The sequence below is a fragment of the Alteromonas sp. H39 genome (assembly GCF_047556435.1).
In the GTDB taxonomy this organism is placed as follows: Bacteria; Pseudomonadota; Gammaproteobacteria; order Enterobacterales; family Alteromonadaceae; genus Alteromonas.
In genome coordinates this window covers 2,920,680-2,937,478 of the sequence record NZ_CP180210.1, presented here as the reverse complement: position 1 = coordinate 2,937,478, position 16,799 = coordinate 2,920,680, and the positions used below count along the sequence as shown (strand labels likewise).

The window sequence follows — 16,799 nt, the reverse complement described above, 5'->3', positions numbered from 1 at the left end:
AAGCCGGCATCTAGCCGGCTTTTTTGTGCGAACTGCCAACGCGCGCCAGCATGTAGGCTGGAGTATTTTCAGCCACGTTTACTCCGATCAGTGAGTGAGATAAAGCATTAGCGTGTAGAACCCTGCGATAACTAAAGAGACCACCAGGATATACGTAAATCCCTGTTTACCCTGTCCCAGGGTGTAGCCGTTAGATTTAAGGTAGCCGAACCAGAGCAGGCTTAACACCAACGGTATCAGCACGATAATTTTCAGCATCTACATACTCCTCAATGGCGCCGAAATAAGAAAGTCGAATAGAAAGGTGTCGCACCGGGGCAAGCTCGCTTATTCACCCGATAGTGTCTTATACCACGATGCCATGATATCTGATCGCATAACAGTGGTTTACTTACACTTCATCATTGCTGCCGGGTGGATTAACGGTAAAACGCCATTTTCAAATCCTTTATCATGTGATTATGACATGTTCACTGAGTACATCTTATAGGTAACCTGTCTCCCAGCAGCAACATTTTCACCCTCTGTTAAGTAATAGCTTTTGCGAATTCGTCTGTCAATTTACGTATCCATATGAAAAATATAACAAAAAATATCCATTAGAACTTGGGAATAGTATTTGCTTATGAGAAGGGTATCTCCGCGTGGTTTTATGCGGTTGCATCATGGTTATGTAAAGTTCATTTTCCGGAGAATTTTTTATGCGTTTTTTCGCTGCGATATTGCTTTCAACGTTAGTCAGTTCCGGTGTCATGGCCGCTGACAGAAGTCATAGTCCGGTACAAATGCAGTCAGAACAGAGAGCCAAGCAACTCAGGCTTCCAGCTGGCTGGCAACAACAGCTTAAAGTGGGTAGCACGCTAAACAGGGCATTATTTGAGGCTTCTGAAGTCGTTTACCGGGATCCTGAATTGGGTTTGATGACGATCCAGTTAGAAGACAAGTTTGTCAGGGTGGTTGCTTCGACACACGAAATTCTGGATGTTACAGACGATTTCTAACTGTCATTAATCTGTATTGCTTCTGTTATTTCAGTGTCACAGAAGGTGCGTTTAATTAATAACGAACGTAACGTAGCCCTTGAGTTAGTAAATGACACTGAATGCTTTACCTACCTCTCACGGCGAAGCCAGCAGCCTGCGCTTCGCTGAAATATTAATGGCGAGGGAGTCGGTGACTCCCGATGACGCTGGTTGTCAGACGTTTCTTATTCACCGCCTTTCAAAGCTCGGCTTTCACTGTCAGCAACACGTGATAAACGGAGTATCAAACCTGATAGCGCGTTGGGGATATGGTCCGGTCCATTTTGCTTTTAGTGGACATACCGACGTGGTTCCCCCCGGCCCACTGGAAAAGTGGAACTCCGCGCCGTTTTCTCCGATCGTAAATAACAGTGTTCTCTACGGACGCGGTGCCGCAGATATGAAAACCGGTATTGCGGCTATGTTGGCTGCAACTGAGCGTGCCATCTCTGACCTGAACCCGTCGCGCGTTAGCTACTGGTGGTTAATAACCAGTGATGAAGAAGGTGAGGCTGAATATGGCTCACAGTGGATTATGCAGTGGTTAGTTGATGCGGGCGTATCTCTGGATATGTGCATTGTCGGCGAGCCTACTGCATCAGTGCGTACCGGCGATACCATGAAGATCGGGCGTCGTGGCTCCTTGTCCGGGACTATCTCGGTAACCGGAAAACAAGGGCACGTGGCATATCCGCACAGTTGTGATAACGCTATTCATCGTGCAAGCAAGATCATTGAGGCGCTGACGGGATATTCCTGGAAGGCGGGAAGTGCAGATTTTCCCGGAACCAGTCTGCAGATAACGCATATTGATAGCGGCACATTTACAGACAACCTAGTGCCCGGGGTAGCGCGTATCGAATTTAATGTGCGGTATGACAACGACTTTACCCAACAAAGCCTGTGTAGGCTGCTACATGCCCTTATCAATGATGTGGATGACACGGCAGAAGTACGTTGGTCGAGACCTTGTCACGCCTATATGAGCCACCCCAGAGATGAGCGGTGTCTGATGCGCTACTGTGAAACCGCAATCAAACGGGCCACCGGCCGCTTCCCGGCCATTAGCACCTCAGGAGGCACATCTGACGGACGGTTTTATGCCAGCGAGCGCACCCAGGTGGTCGAGCTGGGTGTGCCGAACAGGACCATCCATCAGGTAAATGAGCATATCCATCTGTCTGATCTGGTAACGCTGGAGGATATCTATACCGATATTCTGCTTCAGCTGGCTCCTTATCGTTGATCGCGCTGTTTACGAGGAGTAGCGCATGGTGCTGTGTATTCACGCACCGTGCTAACTCTCTATGACAAGTCGCAATCTGTGTTTCCAGTCAAAATTTGCCTTTATGGTTCCGGCAGCGGCGATATCGCCTGTAACTGCGTACAGGCGTTTGCGGGTTGGGTAGTGCAAAGTACCAGTGAAGTAAGAGTACTCGGGTCAGGCTGCTAGATATCGCGATCAGGCTGTCGCCTGCAACAGCGTGTGTGATAGGTATCGCTTGCGCTTCTTATCAGTCAGAGAATTAAGATCCACCACTACCAGACCATCGATGCAGTCACCGAAGTCAGGATCGACATTAAAATCAAGGAACGCCACACCGCCTTCCTCGCAGATCTCTGAATACTGTTTGTAAAGGGTAGGGACGTTCACGCCCATATTCGCCAGCAGGTGTTTCAGTTCACTGAACTCTTTTTTGTAATTCTCTCCGCTGAAGGTGTGCAGCGCGTCCGCGCTCACCTGGTAAGGCAGCTTTGAGGTGGCCTGGCCAAACTGAGGGGGAAAATGCGTGCGATAGAACTGTACCAGCAAGTCTTTGGCTGGCTGAGGATAGGCATTACTCAGGCTAACTGCGCCAAACAGATAGCGATATTTAGGGTAGCGGCTTAAGAAGGCACCTATCCCAAACCATAAATAGTCGAGGCTGCGCTTACCCCAGTACCGCGGCTGCACGAAGCTGCGCCCCAGTTCAAGGCCTTCAGAAAAGAGGGGCTGATTATCGCCGTGATAATTGAACAGCGTAGCAGAGTATAGGCCAGTGGGGTGATCTGCCTGACTGAGCAACTCTGCGTCGGCAAACCGGTAAGCGCCAGCAATTTCCAGATCGTTATCGTCCCATAACACCAGATGAAAATAATGCGAATCATATTGATCGATATCCCGGCGCTTGTTGGTGCCTTCACCCACGGCACGAAACGCCACTTCACGCAGTCTGCCAATTTCACGCATAATGGGAGAACAGTGGGTGTGCTGATAGAGGTATATCGATTTACCGTCTCCGGTTTCCCCAAGGTGTTCGCACTGTCTGATGGCGCGCGCCAGTTCTTTTCGGTCTTCCGGTAAGGCAATTGACGCCTGGGTATCAAAGATTCCTTTTTTGTTACCGCCAATACGATACAGGTGGCGTTTAAACAGCTTAACCTGAACTTTTAAGGGGATCGTAAGCGTCTGATAGCTCTCAAAAGGGATGATCTCGCCAATACGCATGGGCAAATGCTTGCGGCGCTGTTTAAACATTTCTTTTACCAGCAATGCTGTGGCCAATGGCTTGTAGACCATTGAGACCCCGTAAAACAGCGGGGAATTTTTCGCATCGATATATACCGGCAGGATAGGCGCTTTCGCTTGCCTTGCCATTCGCAAAAAGCCACTGTGCCAGCGAGTGTCACGCACGCCCTGAGGGCGCAGACGAGAGACTTCACCTGCAGGGAATATCAATATGGCACCATCACTATTAAGATGCCTCTGAATGGCTGAGAGGTGCTGCTTTGGCGTACCCCCCTGCATATTGTTCACCGGTAGCAGCATGTCATGCAGTGGTTCGATGGCCATCAGCATCTGATTGGCAACGACCTTGAGATCGTGCCTAACCTCACTGACCAGTTTGATGAGTGCTAGCGCATCCAGAGAGCCTATCGGGTGATTGGCGATAATGACCACGCGACCTTCGCTGGGAATACGTTCCTTTTCCACATCACGGGTTGAATAACTGATATTAAAATACTCAAGTACCTGTTCCACAAAGTCGATGTCGTGATAGTGGGGATAGGTTTCCCCGAACTCGATGATTTCCCGCTCATGAAGTAAGTGGCTTAGCAAATAAGACAATGGCTTAAACAACCAGGGCTTATCTACTACCTGAGGGTAATGCTTGGTCAGAACGTCATCTACAGTAAACATGGTCTTTCCCCGTTTTTGCCGAACAATAGCAGCCTAATGTGACGTTTTTTACGCACTTTCTTTTCACTTATTTGACACGCGCTTGAGCGTGAATAGCTTCAATGACTGGCCAGCACCACAACCACCGTTGAGGTAATTTCAGGAGGCGGTCAGGAAGAAAACAGCAGGCATTCGCCCGCTGCTCTGGTCCAATATCATGCCGAATGCAACTACCAGAAATCAGGCTGCTTTCGATGTTGAGCTCTCAGGATTAATGGCAGAAACATTGGTGGTATGGCTTATTGCTTCAAGCCAGTAAATGAGTGACAGGTTTCCTTCAGCATCCTCAGCAAGTGCGCTGCAATTTTCTATCCAGTCACCGTCGTTAACATAGTGAATACCATTTTCTATAAGGCTTTCCGGATGATGAATGTGCCCGCAAATTACACCGTCGAGCTGCATGTCACGGGCTTTGTCACAGCATGCACTGCGATAGCGGGCAATAGCATCATTGGCACCTTTAATATGCTTTTTGATATAGCCTGCCAGTGACCAGTATTCGCGTTTACGCCATTGCCGAAAACGGTTAAACCAACGATTTAAGAACAGCAGAAGGTCGTAAGCCTTGTCACCTATCCAGGCATGAAATTTCCCCAACGTGACATCGGCATCGAACTGATCGCCGTGCAATACCAGGTACTTTTTTCCCTGAACAGTGGTGTGCACCAGCTCACGCTCTATTTCGATATCCCCAAACGCCATTCCGGAATAGGATTGAATAGGCGCATCATGGTTTCCCGGCAAATAAACAACACGAGTCCCTTGCTGGCTCATTTGCATCAGTTTATGCATAACCTTGTTGTGTGAGGCAGGCCAGCGAAACTGCCTGCTCATTTCCCACATGTCGACAATGTCACCTACGAGGTAGAGCGTGTCGACGTCGATTCGATGCAAAAAATGAAGGAGATAGTCAGCTTTACAGTCTTTATTGCCAAGGTGGATGTCAGATAACCAGAGCGAGCGATAGAAGGTGCGTTTCATGGCGGCGTCCCAAAGTAATGACTTTGGAAGGACACTATAGGCAGGCTACTTGACAGTTCAGTGACGCTCGCTTGACGGTTCCATGAAGGTTGCTTGACGAACTGGTGACATCAGGGCTGGTGAGGCGCGAGTTTTGGACACAAAAAAAGCACCCGGAGGTGCTTTTTTAACTGCTTGAAAAAGCTTAGCCCAGCGCTTTGATTTGCGCAGACAGGCGGCTCTTGTGACGAGCAGCTTTATTCTTGTGAATCAAACCTTTGGTTGCCATTCTGTCAAGAATCGGAGCAGCAGAAGCGAATGCAGCTTGCGCGCCTTCTTTGTCGCCATTAGCGATAGCCGCTACTACTTTTTTGATGCTTGTACGAGTCATGGAGCGACGGCTGGCATTATGCTGACGACGCTTTTCGGCTTGAATTGCACGTTTCTTAGCAGACTTAATGTTAGCCAAGGTGTAACTCCCAAAATAAATTCATGTCAAAAACGAGGGTGCGGAGTATGCCGAGTCACCGAACATTTGTCAAACAGTTTTGCATGACAACCACAATTTTCTCTGCTACAGAAAGATTGTTTGCGTGACATCAACGTTTTAGGTGTCTGGATTGGTCTATTATGTTGTGCAAGCCACTGTTTCAGGACGACACAAGTCAAAGGAGCAATCCATGATCACTATCGCCGATATTATGACATCACCGGTAATTACTCTGACACCGCACGATACGTTGCGTACTGCGCATGATACCACAAGAACCCAGGGAATCAGACACCTGCCGGTAGTCGATTCTGACACTGGAATGCTTATGGGGATCGTGACGCAGCGTAGTATGATAGCAAAAGTGATTAGTCTGATGAATCTTTATGGTGTGAAAAATATCGACGCGTATGAGGAGCAAACCAGCATCATGGAGATTGCCGTAATTGACTTTGATACTATATCTCCGACAGAGTCAGTCAGTGACGTCGCGCCTTTTTTCCTCAATAATAAGCATGGCTGTCTGCCGGTTATCGGCGAAGATGGAAAGCTTTCAGGGATTGTGACTTCCTCAGATTTTGTTAAATTATCAGTCTCGTTGCTGGAGCAACTCGAACTCTAACCGGATATCACGTCCTGGAAAGTGGCGACACAAGCTCTGGCGATATTCCTCCTCTTGAATGATTTGCGGTACGCTGACGTGGCCGCGTCAGCATAGTAATAAGGGCTTGTGTGTCAGGGAAGTTAATTAAATCGGGGCTGGTGGTCAGTCTGATGACGCTGGTTTCACGTGTGCTTGGCCTGGCGCGGGATGTCGTTGTTGCTCGTCTGATGGGAGACGGTGCTGCTGCCGACGTCTTTTTCTTTGCCAATAAAATTCCAAACTTTTTGCGCAGGCTGTTTGCGGAGGGCGCGTTTGCACAGGCGTTTATTCCGGTGTTGACGGAAGTTCATCAGCAGGACGACAAGCGCGATTTACGGGAATTCGTCGCGAAAGTATCCGGTACGCTGGGGGCTATTGTGTTTGTGGTCTCACTACTTGGAGTCATCGCTTCGCCGGTGCTGGCAGCGTTGTTTGGAACCGGTTGGTTTGTTGCCTGGTGGGAGGGCGAGCCGGATGGTCAGAAGTTCGAACTGGCCTCGACCATGCTGAAAATTACCTTTCCTTACCTGGCATTTATCTCCCTCACCGGGTTGGCAGGGGCGATTCTTAATACTCTGAACAAGTTTGCGGTGGCCGCATTTACGCCGGTATTGCTGAACGTATGTATCATTGCGTTCGCTGTGTATATGGCGCCGAATATCGACCAACCAGCCTATGCGCTGGCCTGGGGCGTATTTGTGGGCGGTATTGTGCAGCTGTTATTCCAGCTGCCGTTTTTGTTTCGTGCTGGCCTGTTGGTCAAGCCGAAGTGGGGCTGGCACGATCCCCATGTAGTGAAAGTCAGAACGCTGATGATCCCGGCGCTGTTCGGTGTGTCGGTGGGTCAAATCAATCTGCTGTTTGATACCTTCATTGCAAGCTTCCTGATGACCGGTTCTATCAGTTGGCTGTATTATTCAGACCGATTACTGGAATTCCCGCTGGGTTTGTTCGGTATTGCTATCGCCACCGTTATTCTTCCCACCTTATCTCGTAATCATGTGGCGAAGAATCCTGCTGCGTTTTCCGGCAATATGGACTGGGCAGTACGAATGGTCTGTGTGTTGGGGATCCCCGCGGCGGTCGGGCTGGGGACGATGGCTGAACCGATTCTGACAGTGATTTTCCAACGCGGCGCATTTACCGCAGAAACCGCACGAATGGCCTCGTACTCGCTGACGGCATATTCTTTTGGCCTTATCAGCTTTATGTTGGTGAAGGTACTCGCGCCCGGTTTTTACTCCCGCCAGGATACCAAAACACCGGTCAAATTCGGGATTTGGTGCATGGTTGCCAATATGGTGTTTAATGTAGTGCTGGCGATACCTTATGGCTACATTGGTCTGGCGATTGCTACCAGTATGTCGGCCACGATGAACGCGGTACTGCTGTACATCACGCTGCATAAGCAGGGCGTGTTCAGCGCTAGCCGGGATACGGTGTTGTTTGTTTTGCGCATCCTGATCGCCTGTACCGCAATGGCGGCGCTTATTTTGTATCGAGATAAGGGAGACGCATTTTACGCCCTGGATCTGACTACCCAGATCCTGAATGTGGCGATTACAATTTTGCTGGCTGCTGGTGTGTTTGGATTGGTGCTGCTGATACTGGGAGCAAGGCCGCGACATTTCCGCGCTATCGGTGGCTAACTGAGCATTGGTATTCCTGCCCGTGTCGTTTATAATCGCGGGCTTTGTCGTTTTACGTAATTTTTCAAATCAGAGGCAGTATTACACAGTGGAATTTATCCGCGGCCTGCAGAACATCCGGCCACAACATAGCGGTTGCGTACTGACTATCGGTAAATTCGATGGTGTGCACAAAGGACATCAGGCGGTACTGGTTAATGTGAAAGACAAGGCACGTGAACTTCAGTTACCTGCTACCGTGATGGTGTTTGAACCTCAGCCGGAAGAGGTATTTACCCCGCAGGTTGCACCAGCCAGGCTGAGTCCGCTGCGAGAGAAATATCTGCTGTTAAAAGAGCAGGGCGTGGATCGTCTGCTGGCGGTAAAATTTAACCGTGAGTTTGCCAGTCAGAGTGCTGATGAATTTGTCCACCATTTGCTGGTGGACAGGCTGGGCGTGAAATTTCTTGTGGTAGGAGACGACTTTCGCTTTGGAAAAGGGCGCGAGGGCGATTTTGCCATGCTGGTAGAAGCCGGTAAAAAGTATGGTTTTGAGGTCGTCAGCACACAAAGCTTTCGAATGGATGATTGCCGGATAAGCTCAACGGCTATCAGAGAAGCACTGGATAGCGGGTTATTTGAACGTGCAGAAGAAATGTTAGGTCGGCCATTCTCTATTCGTGGACGGGTTGTCCATGGTGAGAAGAAAGGACGTACTATCGGATTTCCGACGGCTAACGTATTGCTAAAACGTTGTCGGGCCCCAATAAATGGAGTGTTTGCGGTGAAAGTCTCGGTGGCTGGAAAGATGTACGATGGCGTCGCCAATGTGGGAACGCGACCTACCGTTAATGGTGAACGCAATCAACTGGAAGTACACCTTTTTGAGTTTGATGAATCCATCTACGGACAATCGATTGATGTATTCCCGTTGAAAAAATTACGCAACGAAGTGAAGTTCGACTCCTTCGATGATTTAAAACAACAGATTCAAAAAGACGCACAGGATGCGCGCCTTTTTTTACGAGCCAGAACGTCGCTGTGATACGCTCGCAGCTCCCATAATTTGCCAAAAAGAAATGCTTTGCCAATAGCGTGCAAAGCCGATGGATAAAACAAGTTTATGAGTGATTACAAAGCCACACTGAATCTCCCGGAAACGCCTTTTCCGATGCGCGGTAACCTGGCCAAACGTGAGCCGGATATGCTGAAAGCATGGAATAATGAAGGGTTGTATAAGCAAATTCGTGAAGCGAAAGCCGGCAAAAAGCCGTTTATTCTTCACGACGGCCCTCCTTATGCAAACGGTGATATTCATATTGGTCATGCGGTCAATAAAATCCTCAAAGACATCATCGTAAAGTCTAAGACCCTGTCCGATTTTGATGCGCCTTACGTTCCAGGTTGGGACTGTCATGGTCTTCCCATCGAACTCATGGTTGAGAAAAAAGTCGGTAAGCCGGGCAACAAAGTTACCGCCGCCGAATTTCGTCAGAAGTGCCGTGATTACGCGCAAAAGCAAATTGACGGACAAATGGCTGATTTCAAACGTCTTGGCGTGTTTGGCGAGTGGGATAACCCTTACAAAACCATGGATTTTCGCTCAGAAGCCGACATCATCCGTGCATTAGGACAAATCGTCTCTTCCGGTCACCTGGAAAAGGGCTTTAAACCGGTTCACTGGTGTACAGACTGCGGTTCTGCGCTGGCCGAAGCGGAAGTCGAATACAAAGACAAAGTGTCCCCGGCGATTGACGTGAAATTCCCTGTCGCAGACACAGACGCTATTGCAAATGCGTTTGGCGTGAGCGCTGATGATTTAATCGCACACAAGGCCGGTGTAGCAATCTGGACGACCACACCCTGGACGCTGCCAGCTAACCGCGCCATCAGCCTGCATGCAGAACTGACCTATTCACTGGTGGAAATAAAGCCATCTAACGAGTGGATTGTCGTTGCTCAGGATTTGCTGGAAAGCTGTATGACCCGCTATGGCGTGGAAGACTTCCGTGAAGTCGCTACTTGCCTGGGCGAATCACTGGATACGCTGAAAGTTAATCATCCGTTTCTGGATATCACGGTTCCTCTTATTCTCGGTGACCACGTAACCACAGAGTCTGGTACCGGTTGCGTACATACTGCACCGGCCCATGGTGTGGACGACTTTAACGTAGGTAAGCGCTATAACATTGAAGTGTATAATCCGGTAGGCAATAACGGGGTGTATCTGGACAATACCCCATTGTTTGGTGGTCAGTTTGTGTTTAAAGCGAATGATGCCATTATCGAGACGGTGGCTGAGAAAGGTAATCTGCTGCTTAACATTAAATACGAACACAGTTATCCGCACTGCTGGCGCCACAAAACGCCGATTATATTCCGTGCCACGCCGCAGTGGTTTGTCAGTATGGACAAAAACGGTCTGCGTGATGCGTCGCTGGAACAAATCAAGCAAACTAAGTGGATCCCGGACTGGGGGCAGAATCGAATCGAAAAAATGGTTGAAGGCCGACCTGACTGGTGTATCTCTCGTCAGCGAACCTGGGGCGTGCCGATTCCGCTGTACGTGCACAAAGAGAGCGGTGAACTGCATCCTGATACCTCTGAACTGATAGAGCAGGTAGCCCTTAAGGTGGAGCAATCGGGTATTCAGGCATGGTGGGATATCGATGATGCCGAACTGCTGGGCGACAACGTTGCGCAGTATGAAAAAGTGCTGGATACCCTGGATGTCTGGTTTGATTCGGGCGTCACTCACTACTTTGTCGTCGATCGCCGTGACGACATTCCGGCCTCAGCCGATTTGTATCTGGAAGGATCGGATCAGCACCGTGGCTGGTTTATGTCATCGCTGATGACGTCCACCGCTATGCATGGTCATGCGCCTTACAAAGAGGTGCTGACTCACGGCTTCACAGTGGATGCGCACGGCAAGAAAATGTCGAAATCGCTGGGGAACGTGGTCGCGCCTCAGGAAGTTACCAATAAACTTGGTGCCGACATCCTGCGCCTTTGGGTAGCATCAACCGATTATCGCGGTGAAATAGCGGTGTCTGATGAGATTCTCAAGCGAGCTGCGGACAGCTACCGTCGTCTGCGTAATACGTCGCGCTTCCTGCTGGCAAACCTGAACGGGTTTACCCCGGCTGATGCCGTAAAACCAGAAGAGATGGTGGCGCTGGACAGATGGATTGTGGCGCGTGCGAATGCACTGCAGCAGGAACTGATAGCCGCGTATGAAAAATATGATTTGCTGGTGGTGACCCAGAAGCTGATGCACTTCTGTTCAATTGAACTGGGCTCGTTTTATCTGGATATCATCAAGGACCGTCAGTACACCGCGAAGCAGGACAGCAATGCCCGTCGCTCGTGTCAGACAGCGCTCTTCCATATTGTAGAAGCGCTGGTGCGCTGGATGGCGCCAATCACCAGCTTTACCGCACAGGAAATCTGGGACGAAATCCCCGGCGAGCGTGCGAAATTTGTATTTACCGAAACCTGGTATGAGGGCCTGTCGGCCTTCACCGCTGATGATACCTTCAGCGATGCCTACTGGGAAACAGTACTGAAAGTTAAAGATGCGGCTAACCAGGCAATGGAACAGGCACGTAAAGACGGCCGTTTAGGCGGCTCTCTTGAAGCCGACATTACACTGTACGCCAACGATAGATTACGTAATGACCTGGCTAAGCTGGAAGATGAGCTGCGCTTTGTGTTAATTACTTCCGGCGTGTCGCTGCACACCGAGTCAGAGAAAAGCGCGTCGGCGCAGGCAACCGATATCGAGGGCTTGTGGATTGAAGTTGGTAAAAGCGAAGGCGAGAAGTGCGTTCGCTGCTGGCATCACAGAACCGATGTCGGCAATGACAGTAACCACCCTGAACTTTGTTCACGTTGCGTAACCAACGTCGATGGCAAAGGGGAAGTGCGTCATTATGCCTAAGCTTATCAGCAGCACCGGCTTGCGTTTCCTGTGGATCAGCGCCATTGTTTTTGTGCTTGACCAATGGACTAAGTACGCCGTTACAGGCAGCATGAAGTTATATGATTCTATTGAAGTGCTGCCATTTTTTAACATTACCTATGTTCATAACTATGGTGCGGCATTTAGCTTTCTGCATACCGCAGGGGGCTGGCAACGCTGGTTTTTCACAGCCATAGCCGTGGCGGTCAGCGCAATGATTTTATGGTGGCTGAAGCAGTCACCTAAGCAACAGCGTCTACTGCCAGTGGCGTTCACGTTTATTTTAGGTGGGGCGCTGGGTAACGTTTATGATCGTGTAGTCCATGGTTATGTAATCGACTTTCTCGATTTTCATATTAACAATATGTCCTGGCCGGCATTTAATATCGCTGACAGCGCAATATTTATCGGTGCGGCGCTGCTGATTGTCGATATGTTTGTAAATCGTGAGAATAAACAAACCGCCTCAGATAGCCCGGCGGGTGAGTAGTAAACGGGAACTGATATGACAGACGCATTACGTGTAGGCGAAAATTGTGAAGTGATTTTGCATTTTGATCTGAAACTCGAAGATGGTTCAGCCGCCGACAGCACCCGCGTGAATAGCAAACCTGCCAAGATGGTGATTGGTGACGGCAGTCTTACGCCGAATTTTGAGGCGTGCCTGATGGGGCTTAGCAAGGGTGACAAGAAAGCATTCAAGCTGGCGCCGGAAGACGCGTTCGGCATGCCTAATCCGAATAACATACATTACATGGATCGCAGCCGGTTTGATACTGACTTAAAGATTGAAGAAGGAATGATCCTGGCTTTTACCCAACCGGGTGGGGCCGAAGTGCCTGGAATTATTCGCAGTGTGGCAGGCGATTCTGTTACTGTGGACTTTAATCATCCGCTAGCCGGGCAAACAGTTATTTTTGACGTAGAAATTATTGATATTCGCCTGCGAACGGCGGACGCGTAGGAGCATAATATGCAAATCCATCTGGCCAATCCCCGCGGTTTTTGTGCGGGTGTAGACCGTGCAATCACTATTGTTGAACGGGCGCTGGAGATGTTTGAACCTCCCATTTATGTACGTCATGAAGTAGTACACAATAAGTTTGTAGTGGACGGTCTCAAGGAGCGGGGCGCGCTGTTTGTCGACGAACTTAATGAGGTACCGGATGACTGTATCGTGATTTTTTCTGCTCACGGTGTGTCACAAGCGGTGCGTAACGAAGCAGCCAACCGTGGACTGAAAGTGTTTGATGCAACCTGTCCACTGGTGACCAAAGTACATATGGAGGTCACCCGTGCCAGCAAGACAGGCACCGAATGTATCCTGATTGGTCACGCGGGTCACCCAGAGGTAGAAGGCACCATGGGGCAGTATGATAACCCCGAAGGTGGGATCTATCTGGTTGAATCAAAAGCGGATGTCGGCAGGTTAACCGTGAAAGATCCCGAACATCTTTACTATTGCAGCCAGACCACATTGTCAGTAGATGATACCGCCGATGTGATTGATGCGCTTCGTGAGCGTTTTCCGGCCATTCAGGGACCACGGAAAGACGATATCTGCTACGCGACGCAGAACCGGCAGGATGCAGTGCGTGAACTGGCTAACGACTGTGACATATTGCTGGTGGTTGGCGCACAGAACAGTTCTAACTCTAATCGCTTGCGGGAGCTGGCCGAAAAAGTGGGGGCGACAGCGTATCTCATTGCCGATGCTAACTGCATACAGCCGGCCTGGCTTGAGGGCGTTGAGCACGTAGGAGTCACCGCTGGCGCATCAGCACCGGAAGTGCTCGTAAAAGGCGTAGTGGACCACCTGCTTTCGCTGGGCGCTGTGAAAGCGACGGAAAGAGAAGGCAGAAAAGAAAACGTTGAGTTTGCTGTACCCAAAGAGTTGCGAGTGAAACAAGTCGGGTAGTGTTGTCAGGCAGTCTATATTGGAAAAAGGTGAACGCGAGTTCACCTTTTTTGTGAGATGGCGTTTGCCGCTGTCAGCTGCCGCAGCCCTCTTAACGTGTCACCGTTGGTTCTGGGCTACTGCATAGGATGAATTAAGTGCAGCAACACTACCGCCTCCTACCAGCATTCTGTCGGCGTCTTGTTCATCGACTGATCTAAGTTAATGGTGGTGCAGGCGGTGTCTTTAAGCTGCGCGCCCTTTGCCGTGGCGACCAGAGTGTACGTAGTCGCACTGACATTACTAACAGAAAAGGTATAGAACTCGGTTGGGGCTACGCCAAGTTGTGCTGCGGAAGCATAGCTGTTGTTCTCCAGCCGATAAGCTTCCTGCTCCATCTTAAGCTGCATGAGCTCGGTTCTGGCATCTGTACGTCGGGATTCACGAATATGCTCCATATAGCTGGGCACCGCAATCGCGCCAATAATGCCCACTATGGCAACGGTAATCATTAGCTCAACGAGCGTCCAACCCATTTGATTCTGGTTATATTCTTGCTGCTTCATACGTGATCATCACTTCCGATACGTTGGTTAAGATAAATTTCACTTACTATATTTCAAAGACCATCATTAGTCTGATGGCATAAATATAGTCCATTCCTTACGAAAGTAAGGTTTCAGGTTTTATTCGAAGGTATGGGTGGAACAGTGAAGCGCCAAAAAGGGTTAACATTGCTTGAATTGATGATCACGATAGCTATTGTCGCTATCGTGGTGACGCTCGGTGCCCCCTCGATACTCACCGCGCAGCGCAATCTGGCGCTGTCTGGCGCGGTAGAGAACAGCTATTTCGCGCTTCAGCAGGCGCGGAGTCATGCGGTAAGACAGTCCTCAGACATTCTCGTCGACTTTTCTGATAACGCAGGGTGGTGCATCGGCACTACCGATCAGGGAGACTGCGACTGCAACGTCGCCGCAAGTTGCACGGTTGACGGGGTCGAGCAGGTGCTCAGCAGTGAAGATTTTCCACATATTCAGATGCAGAACGTGAATTTTGGCGCCGATGATCAGGCAGTCTTTGATGGTACCAGAGGTCTGAGCATTGGTAGTGCCGGTACCCTGGAATTCAATGATGGTAACAGAACGGCCAGGTTGTCATTAAATGACGTTGGCCGGGTGAGTATATGTGTTGTTGCCGGCGATCTTGGGAATTACGAACCATGCGCACTATAAGCAAACAGAAAGGTCTTACCCTTATCGAAGTGCTGCTTGGCATGGCGCTGGGTGTTGCAGCACTGACTGCGGTAACATCATTAGTGGGATATGGGATTGGGGTCAACGCAAACCTGATTGCCAGTTCCAGAGTGAACGAAGAAACCTCGAACGTCTTATCGCTAATGGTTCGGGATATACGCCGGGCCGGTTACTCCGGGGATACGCTGGACATGCTCAGTGACCCCGCAGCAAACCCATCCCCCTTTGCAGACTCAATCACTATCAGTGCATTGGCGGGGGAGGCGGCCAACAGCTGTATCCTGTTTTCCTATGATGCCAATAATAACGGGGTTTTGGATGGCGGCGCCAACGGCGAAAATTTTGGCTACAGATTGCGGGAGAATACGGTTGAAATCCGTCAGGGCGTTGCTACCTGTGAGGAAAACGGCTGGCTCACGCTCACCGACCCGGACGTGGTGTCAATTGATGCGCTGACTTTCGTGATGGGGCAAACCATCGAAAATGGGATTCCAACGACGACAATTACCCTGAATATGCAGGCAGAACTGGTGACCAATGACGATGTCTCCAGGCAGTTTACGACAGAAATTCTGGTGAGAAATTACGATGGTTAATGGTGTCGCTTTACCACAACGTCAGTCAGGCATGGTGATGCTCACGGCAGTGTTACTGCTACTGGTGCTTGTCACGCTGGTGACCTTATCTACCGGTAAAATAAAGTCTTTTGAGCATAAGATCCTACTGAATACACAAAACTATCAGATGGCGTTCAGCACGGCGGAAGCCGGTCTTTCCCATGGATTAAGCCGGCTTAGCGAAGATCCTGATTGGGATGGCACGGCGATTACTGATACGCTACCTGCACAGGGCACCTTCACGGTTTCCGGTGTCAGACAGACTATCTTGCGTGATTCCGCAGTATTACGAATGATCACACTCACTTCTACCGGCAGTTCTCCTGATGGGTTGTCATCAGTCGTACAGTCGCAGCAAGCTATCCAATACTCCATTCTGGCTAATCCCCCCGACGTGCCCCTTATTGTGGCAGGAGGCCTGGATGTCGGTGGTAATTTCGAGGTAGCAGCAAACCCAAATGGCGGTGGTGAAGGGGTACCGCTTTCGATTTGGACTGATTTAGATGTCGACATGAATAATGGTAGCGGGACGACATGCGGGTTACAGGAATTCAGTGACGGTAGTTGCAGCAGCTCTCCATACTCAGAAAAAGGGTTTCAGGATTTAGATATTCTGGACAATGATCCGAATTTTCCGGATGACCTCATGGAATATTTATTTAACGTCCCTGAAACAGAGTGGCCAGTGCTGCGCTCTGAGGCAGAAGAGTTGTACACCAACTGCAGCGCATTAGGGCCAAATTCTGTGGGACTGATTTGGATAGACGGTGACTGCTCACTTAACTCGAATGTCATTGTGGGTAGCGCAGATGATCCGGTCATATTGGTTGTTACCGATGGAGACTTGTCTATGAACGGCGGTGCGGAGATTAATGGCATGGTGTTTTCATTTCGTAAGCCGTCCACGGTTGCTGATTTTGAACTCAATATGATTGGTGGCGCACGGGTCAACGGTGTAGTGGCATCAAATCACCCCGTGGGGCATGCCAATGGTACTTATAACTCAGTGTATGATGCTGACGTTCTGGCAGGGCTGCAGGAAAATGATGCGTTTCAGAGAGTAGCGATTGTGCCGGGGAGCTGGCGTGACTTTTAGGGGTAG

At 49.8% G+C, this 16,799-nt stretch carries 17 protein-coding genes; 12 read left to right on the top strand and 5 right to left on the bottom strand.

The window, feature by feature from the left end; translation table 11 throughout:
• Positions 1-87: 87 nt before the first annotated feature.
• Positions 88-258, bottom strand: coding sequence for a hypothetical protein (locus tag ACLBLI_RS12955; protein WP_414828019.1), 171 nt, complete (start codon positions 256-258; stop codon positions 88-90).
• 443 nt (positions 259-701) lie between these two features.
• On the opposite strand from ACLBLI_RS12955, the gene ACLBLI_RS12950 reads away from it, so the two are divergent.
• Positions 702-1,001, top strand: a complete 300-nt coding sequence (locus tag ACLBLI_RS12950) for a hypothetical protein (RefSeq protein WP_414828018.1) — start codon at positions 702-704, stop codon at positions 999-1,001.
• 91 nt (positions 1,002-1,092) lie between these two features.
• Entirely contained in the window at positions 1,093-2,268 is a 1,176-nt protein-coding gene (dapE, locus tag ACLBLI_RS12945; protein ID WP_414828017.1) for a succinyl-diaminopimelate desuccinylase, read from the top strand.
• A gap of 216 nt (positions 2,269-2,484) precedes the next feature.
• Here dapE and ACLBLI_RS12940 read toward each other — a convergent pair whose 3' ends face one another.
• The 3 genes from ACLBLI_RS12940 to rpsT all read right to left on the bottom strand — a co-directional run bounded on the left by ACLBLI_RS12940 (position 2,485) and on the right by rpsT (position 5,671).
• Positions 2,485-4,203, bottom strand: a complete 1,719-nt coding sequence (locus ACLBLI_RS12940) for a GNAT family N-acyltransferase (RefSeq protein WP_414828016.1) — start codon at positions 4,201-4,203, stop codon at positions 2,485-2,487.
• Between the two features lie 219 nt (positions 4,204-4,422).
• The gene (locus tag ACLBLI_RS12935) at positions 4,423-5,223 is read right to left on the bottom strand and encodes a UDP-2,3-diacylglucosamine diphosphatase (protein ID WP_414828015.1); all 801 of its coding nucleotides are present in this window, start codon (positions 5,221-5,223) and stop codon (positions 4,423-4,425) included.
• Between the two features lie 184 nt (positions 5,224-5,407).
• The gene (gene rpsT, locus ACLBLI_RS12930) at positions 5,408-5,671 is read right to left on the bottom strand and encodes a 30S ribosomal protein S20 (protein WP_218311895.1); all 264 of its coding nucleotides are present in this window, start codon (positions 5,669-5,671) and stop codon (positions 5,408-5,410) included.
• Between the two features lie 211 nt (positions 5,672-5,882).
• On the opposite strand from rpsT, the gene ACLBLI_RS12925 reads away from it, so the two are divergent.
• The 7 genes from ACLBLI_RS12925 (at position 5,883) to ispH (ending at position 13,845) form a co-directional block, all read left to right on the top strand.
• On the top strand, positions 5,883-6,314 hold the full coding sequence (locus ACLBLI_RS12925; protein ID WP_414828014.1) for an HPP family protein: 432 nt from the start codon (positions 5,883-5,885) through the stop codon (positions 6,312-6,314).
• A 110-nt stretch (positions 6,315-6,424) separates the two neighbouring features.
• Positions 6,425-7,984, top strand: a complete 1,560-nt coding sequence (gene murJ, locus ACLBLI_RS12920; protein ID WP_414828013.1) for a murein biosynthesis integral membrane protein MurJ — start codon at positions 6,425-6,427, stop codon at positions 7,982-7,984.
• An 88-nt stretch (positions 7,985-8,072) separates the two neighbouring features.
• Positions 8,073-9,008, top strand: coding sequence for a bifunctional riboflavin kinase/FAD synthetase (ribF, locus tag ACLBLI_RS12915; RefSeq protein WP_414828012.1), 936 nt, complete (start codon positions 8,073-8,075; stop codon positions 9,006-9,008).
• 78 nt (positions 9,009-9,086) lie between these two features.
• Positions 9,087-11,906, top strand: a complete 2,820-nt coding sequence (ileS, locus tag ACLBLI_RS12910; RefSeq protein WP_414828011.1) for an isoleucine--tRNA ligase — start codon at positions 9,087-9,089, stop codon at positions 11,904-11,906.
• Positions 11,899-12,417 (top strand): signal peptidase II, encoded by a 519-nt coding sequence (lspA, locus tag ACLBLI_RS12905; protein WP_414828010.1) that lies wholly within the window; start codon positions 11,899-11,901, stop codon positions 12,415-12,417. Before ileS ends, lspA begins: the two co-directional genes overlap by 8 nt.
• 15 nt (positions 12,418-12,432) lie before the next feature.
• Entirely contained in the window at positions 12,433-12,891 is a 459-nt protein-coding gene (gene fkpB, locus ACLBLI_RS12900; protein WP_414828009.1) for an FKBP-type peptidyl-prolyl cis-trans isomerase, read from the top strand.
• A gap of 9 nt (positions 12,892-12,900) precedes the next feature.
• Positions 12,901-13,845: a 4-hydroxy-3-methylbut-2-enyl diphosphate reductase gene (gene ispH, locus ACLBLI_RS12895; protein ID WP_414828008.1), complete on the top strand. Its 945-nt coding sequence runs from the start codon at positions 12,901-12,903 to the stop codon at positions 13,843-13,845.
• Positions 13,846-14,003: 158 nt separating this feature from the next.
• Here ispH and ACLBLI_RS12890 read toward each other — a convergent pair whose 3' ends face one another.
• Positions 14,004-14,390: a type IV pilin protein gene (locus tag ACLBLI_RS12890; protein ID WP_414828007.1), complete on the bottom strand. Its 387-nt coding sequence runs from the start codon at positions 14,388-14,390 to the stop codon at positions 14,004-14,006.
• Between the two features lie 144 nt (positions 14,391-14,534).
• Here ACLBLI_RS12890 and ACLBLI_RS12885 point away from each other — a divergent pair, with 144 nt between their 5' ends.
• Genes ACLBLI_RS12885 through ACLBLI_RS12875 form a run of 3 tightly spaced genes read left to right on the top strand, consistent with a single transcriptional unit; the run spans position 14,535 to position 16,793 of the window.
• Positions 14,535-15,059 (top strand): GspH/FimT family pseudopilin, encoded by a 525-nt coding sequence (locus ACLBLI_RS12885; RefSeq protein WP_414828006.1) that lies wholly within the window; start codon positions 14,535-14,537, stop codon positions 15,057-15,059.
• Positions 15,047-15,676, top strand: a complete 630-nt coding sequence (locus tag ACLBLI_RS12880; protein ID WP_414828005.1) for a prepilin-type N-terminal cleavage/methylation domain-containing protein — start codon at positions 15,047-15,049, stop codon at positions 15,674-15,676. Before ACLBLI_RS12885 ends, ACLBLI_RS12880 begins: the two co-directional genes overlap by 13 nt.
• Entirely contained in the window at positions 15,669-16,793 is a 1,125-nt protein-coding gene (locus ACLBLI_RS12875; protein WP_414828004.1) for a hypothetical protein, read from the top strand. Before ACLBLI_RS12880 ends, ACLBLI_RS12875 begins: the two co-directional genes overlap by 8 nt.
• Positions 16,794-16,799 lie beyond the last annotated feature (6 nt).

What these genes read in the sequence shown, in the direction of transcription:
- ACLBLI_RS12890 (WP_414828007.1), bottom strand. Translation starts at nt 14,390, where the DNA reads ATGAAGCAGCAAGAATATAACCAGAATCAAATGGGTTGGACGCTCGTT.
- ACLBLI_RS12925 (WP_414828014.1), top strand. Translation starts at nt 5,883, where the DNA reads ATGATCACTATCGCCGATATTATGACATCACCGGTAATTACTCTGACA.
- ispH (WP_414828008.1), top strand. Translation starts at nt 12,901, where the DNA reads ATGCAAATCCATCTGGCCAATCCCCGCGGTTTTTGTGCGGGTGTAGAC.
- fkpB (WP_414828009.1), top strand. Translation starts at nt 12,433, where the DNA reads ATGACAGACGCATTACGTGTAGGCGAAAATTGTGAAGTGATTTTGCAT.
- dapE (WP_414828017.1), top strand. Translation starts at nt 1,093, where the DNA reads ATGACACTGAATGCTTTACCTACCTCTCACGGCGAAGCCAGCAGCCTG.
- ACLBLI_RS12875 (WP_414828004.1), top strand. Translation starts at nt 15,669, where the DNA reads ATGGTTAATGGTGTCGCTTTACCACAACGTCAGTCAGGCATGGTGATG.
- ACLBLI_RS12880 (WP_414828005.1), top strand. Translation starts at nt 15,047, where the DNA reads ATGCGCACTATAAGCAAACAGAAAGGTCTTACCCTTATCGAAGTGCTG.
- lspA (WP_414828010.1), top strand. Translation starts at nt 11,899, where the DNA reads ATGCCTAAGCTTATCAGCAGCACCGGCTTGCGTTTCCTGTGGATCAGC.
- ileS (WP_414828011.1), top strand. Translation starts at nt 9,087, where the DNA reads ATGAGTGATTACAAAGCCACACTGAATCTCCCGGAAACGCCTTTTCCG.
- ACLBLI_RS12950 (WP_414828018.1), top strand. Translation starts at nt 702, where the DNA reads ATGCGTTTTTTCGCTGCGATATTGCTTTCAACGTTAGTCAGTTCCGGT.
- ACLBLI_RS12940 (WP_414828016.1), bottom strand. Translation starts at nt 4,203, where the DNA reads ATGTTTACTGTAGATGACGTTCTGACCAAGCATTACCCTCAGGTAGTA.
- ACLBLI_RS12935 (WP_414828015.1), bottom strand. Translation starts at nt 5,223, where the DNA reads ATGAAACGCACCTTCTATCGCTCGCTCTGGTTATCTGACATCCACCTT.
- ACLBLI_RS12955 (WP_414828019.1), bottom strand. Translation starts at nt 258, where the DNA reads ATGCTGAAAATTATCGTGCTGATACCGTTGGTGTTAAGCCTGCTCTGG.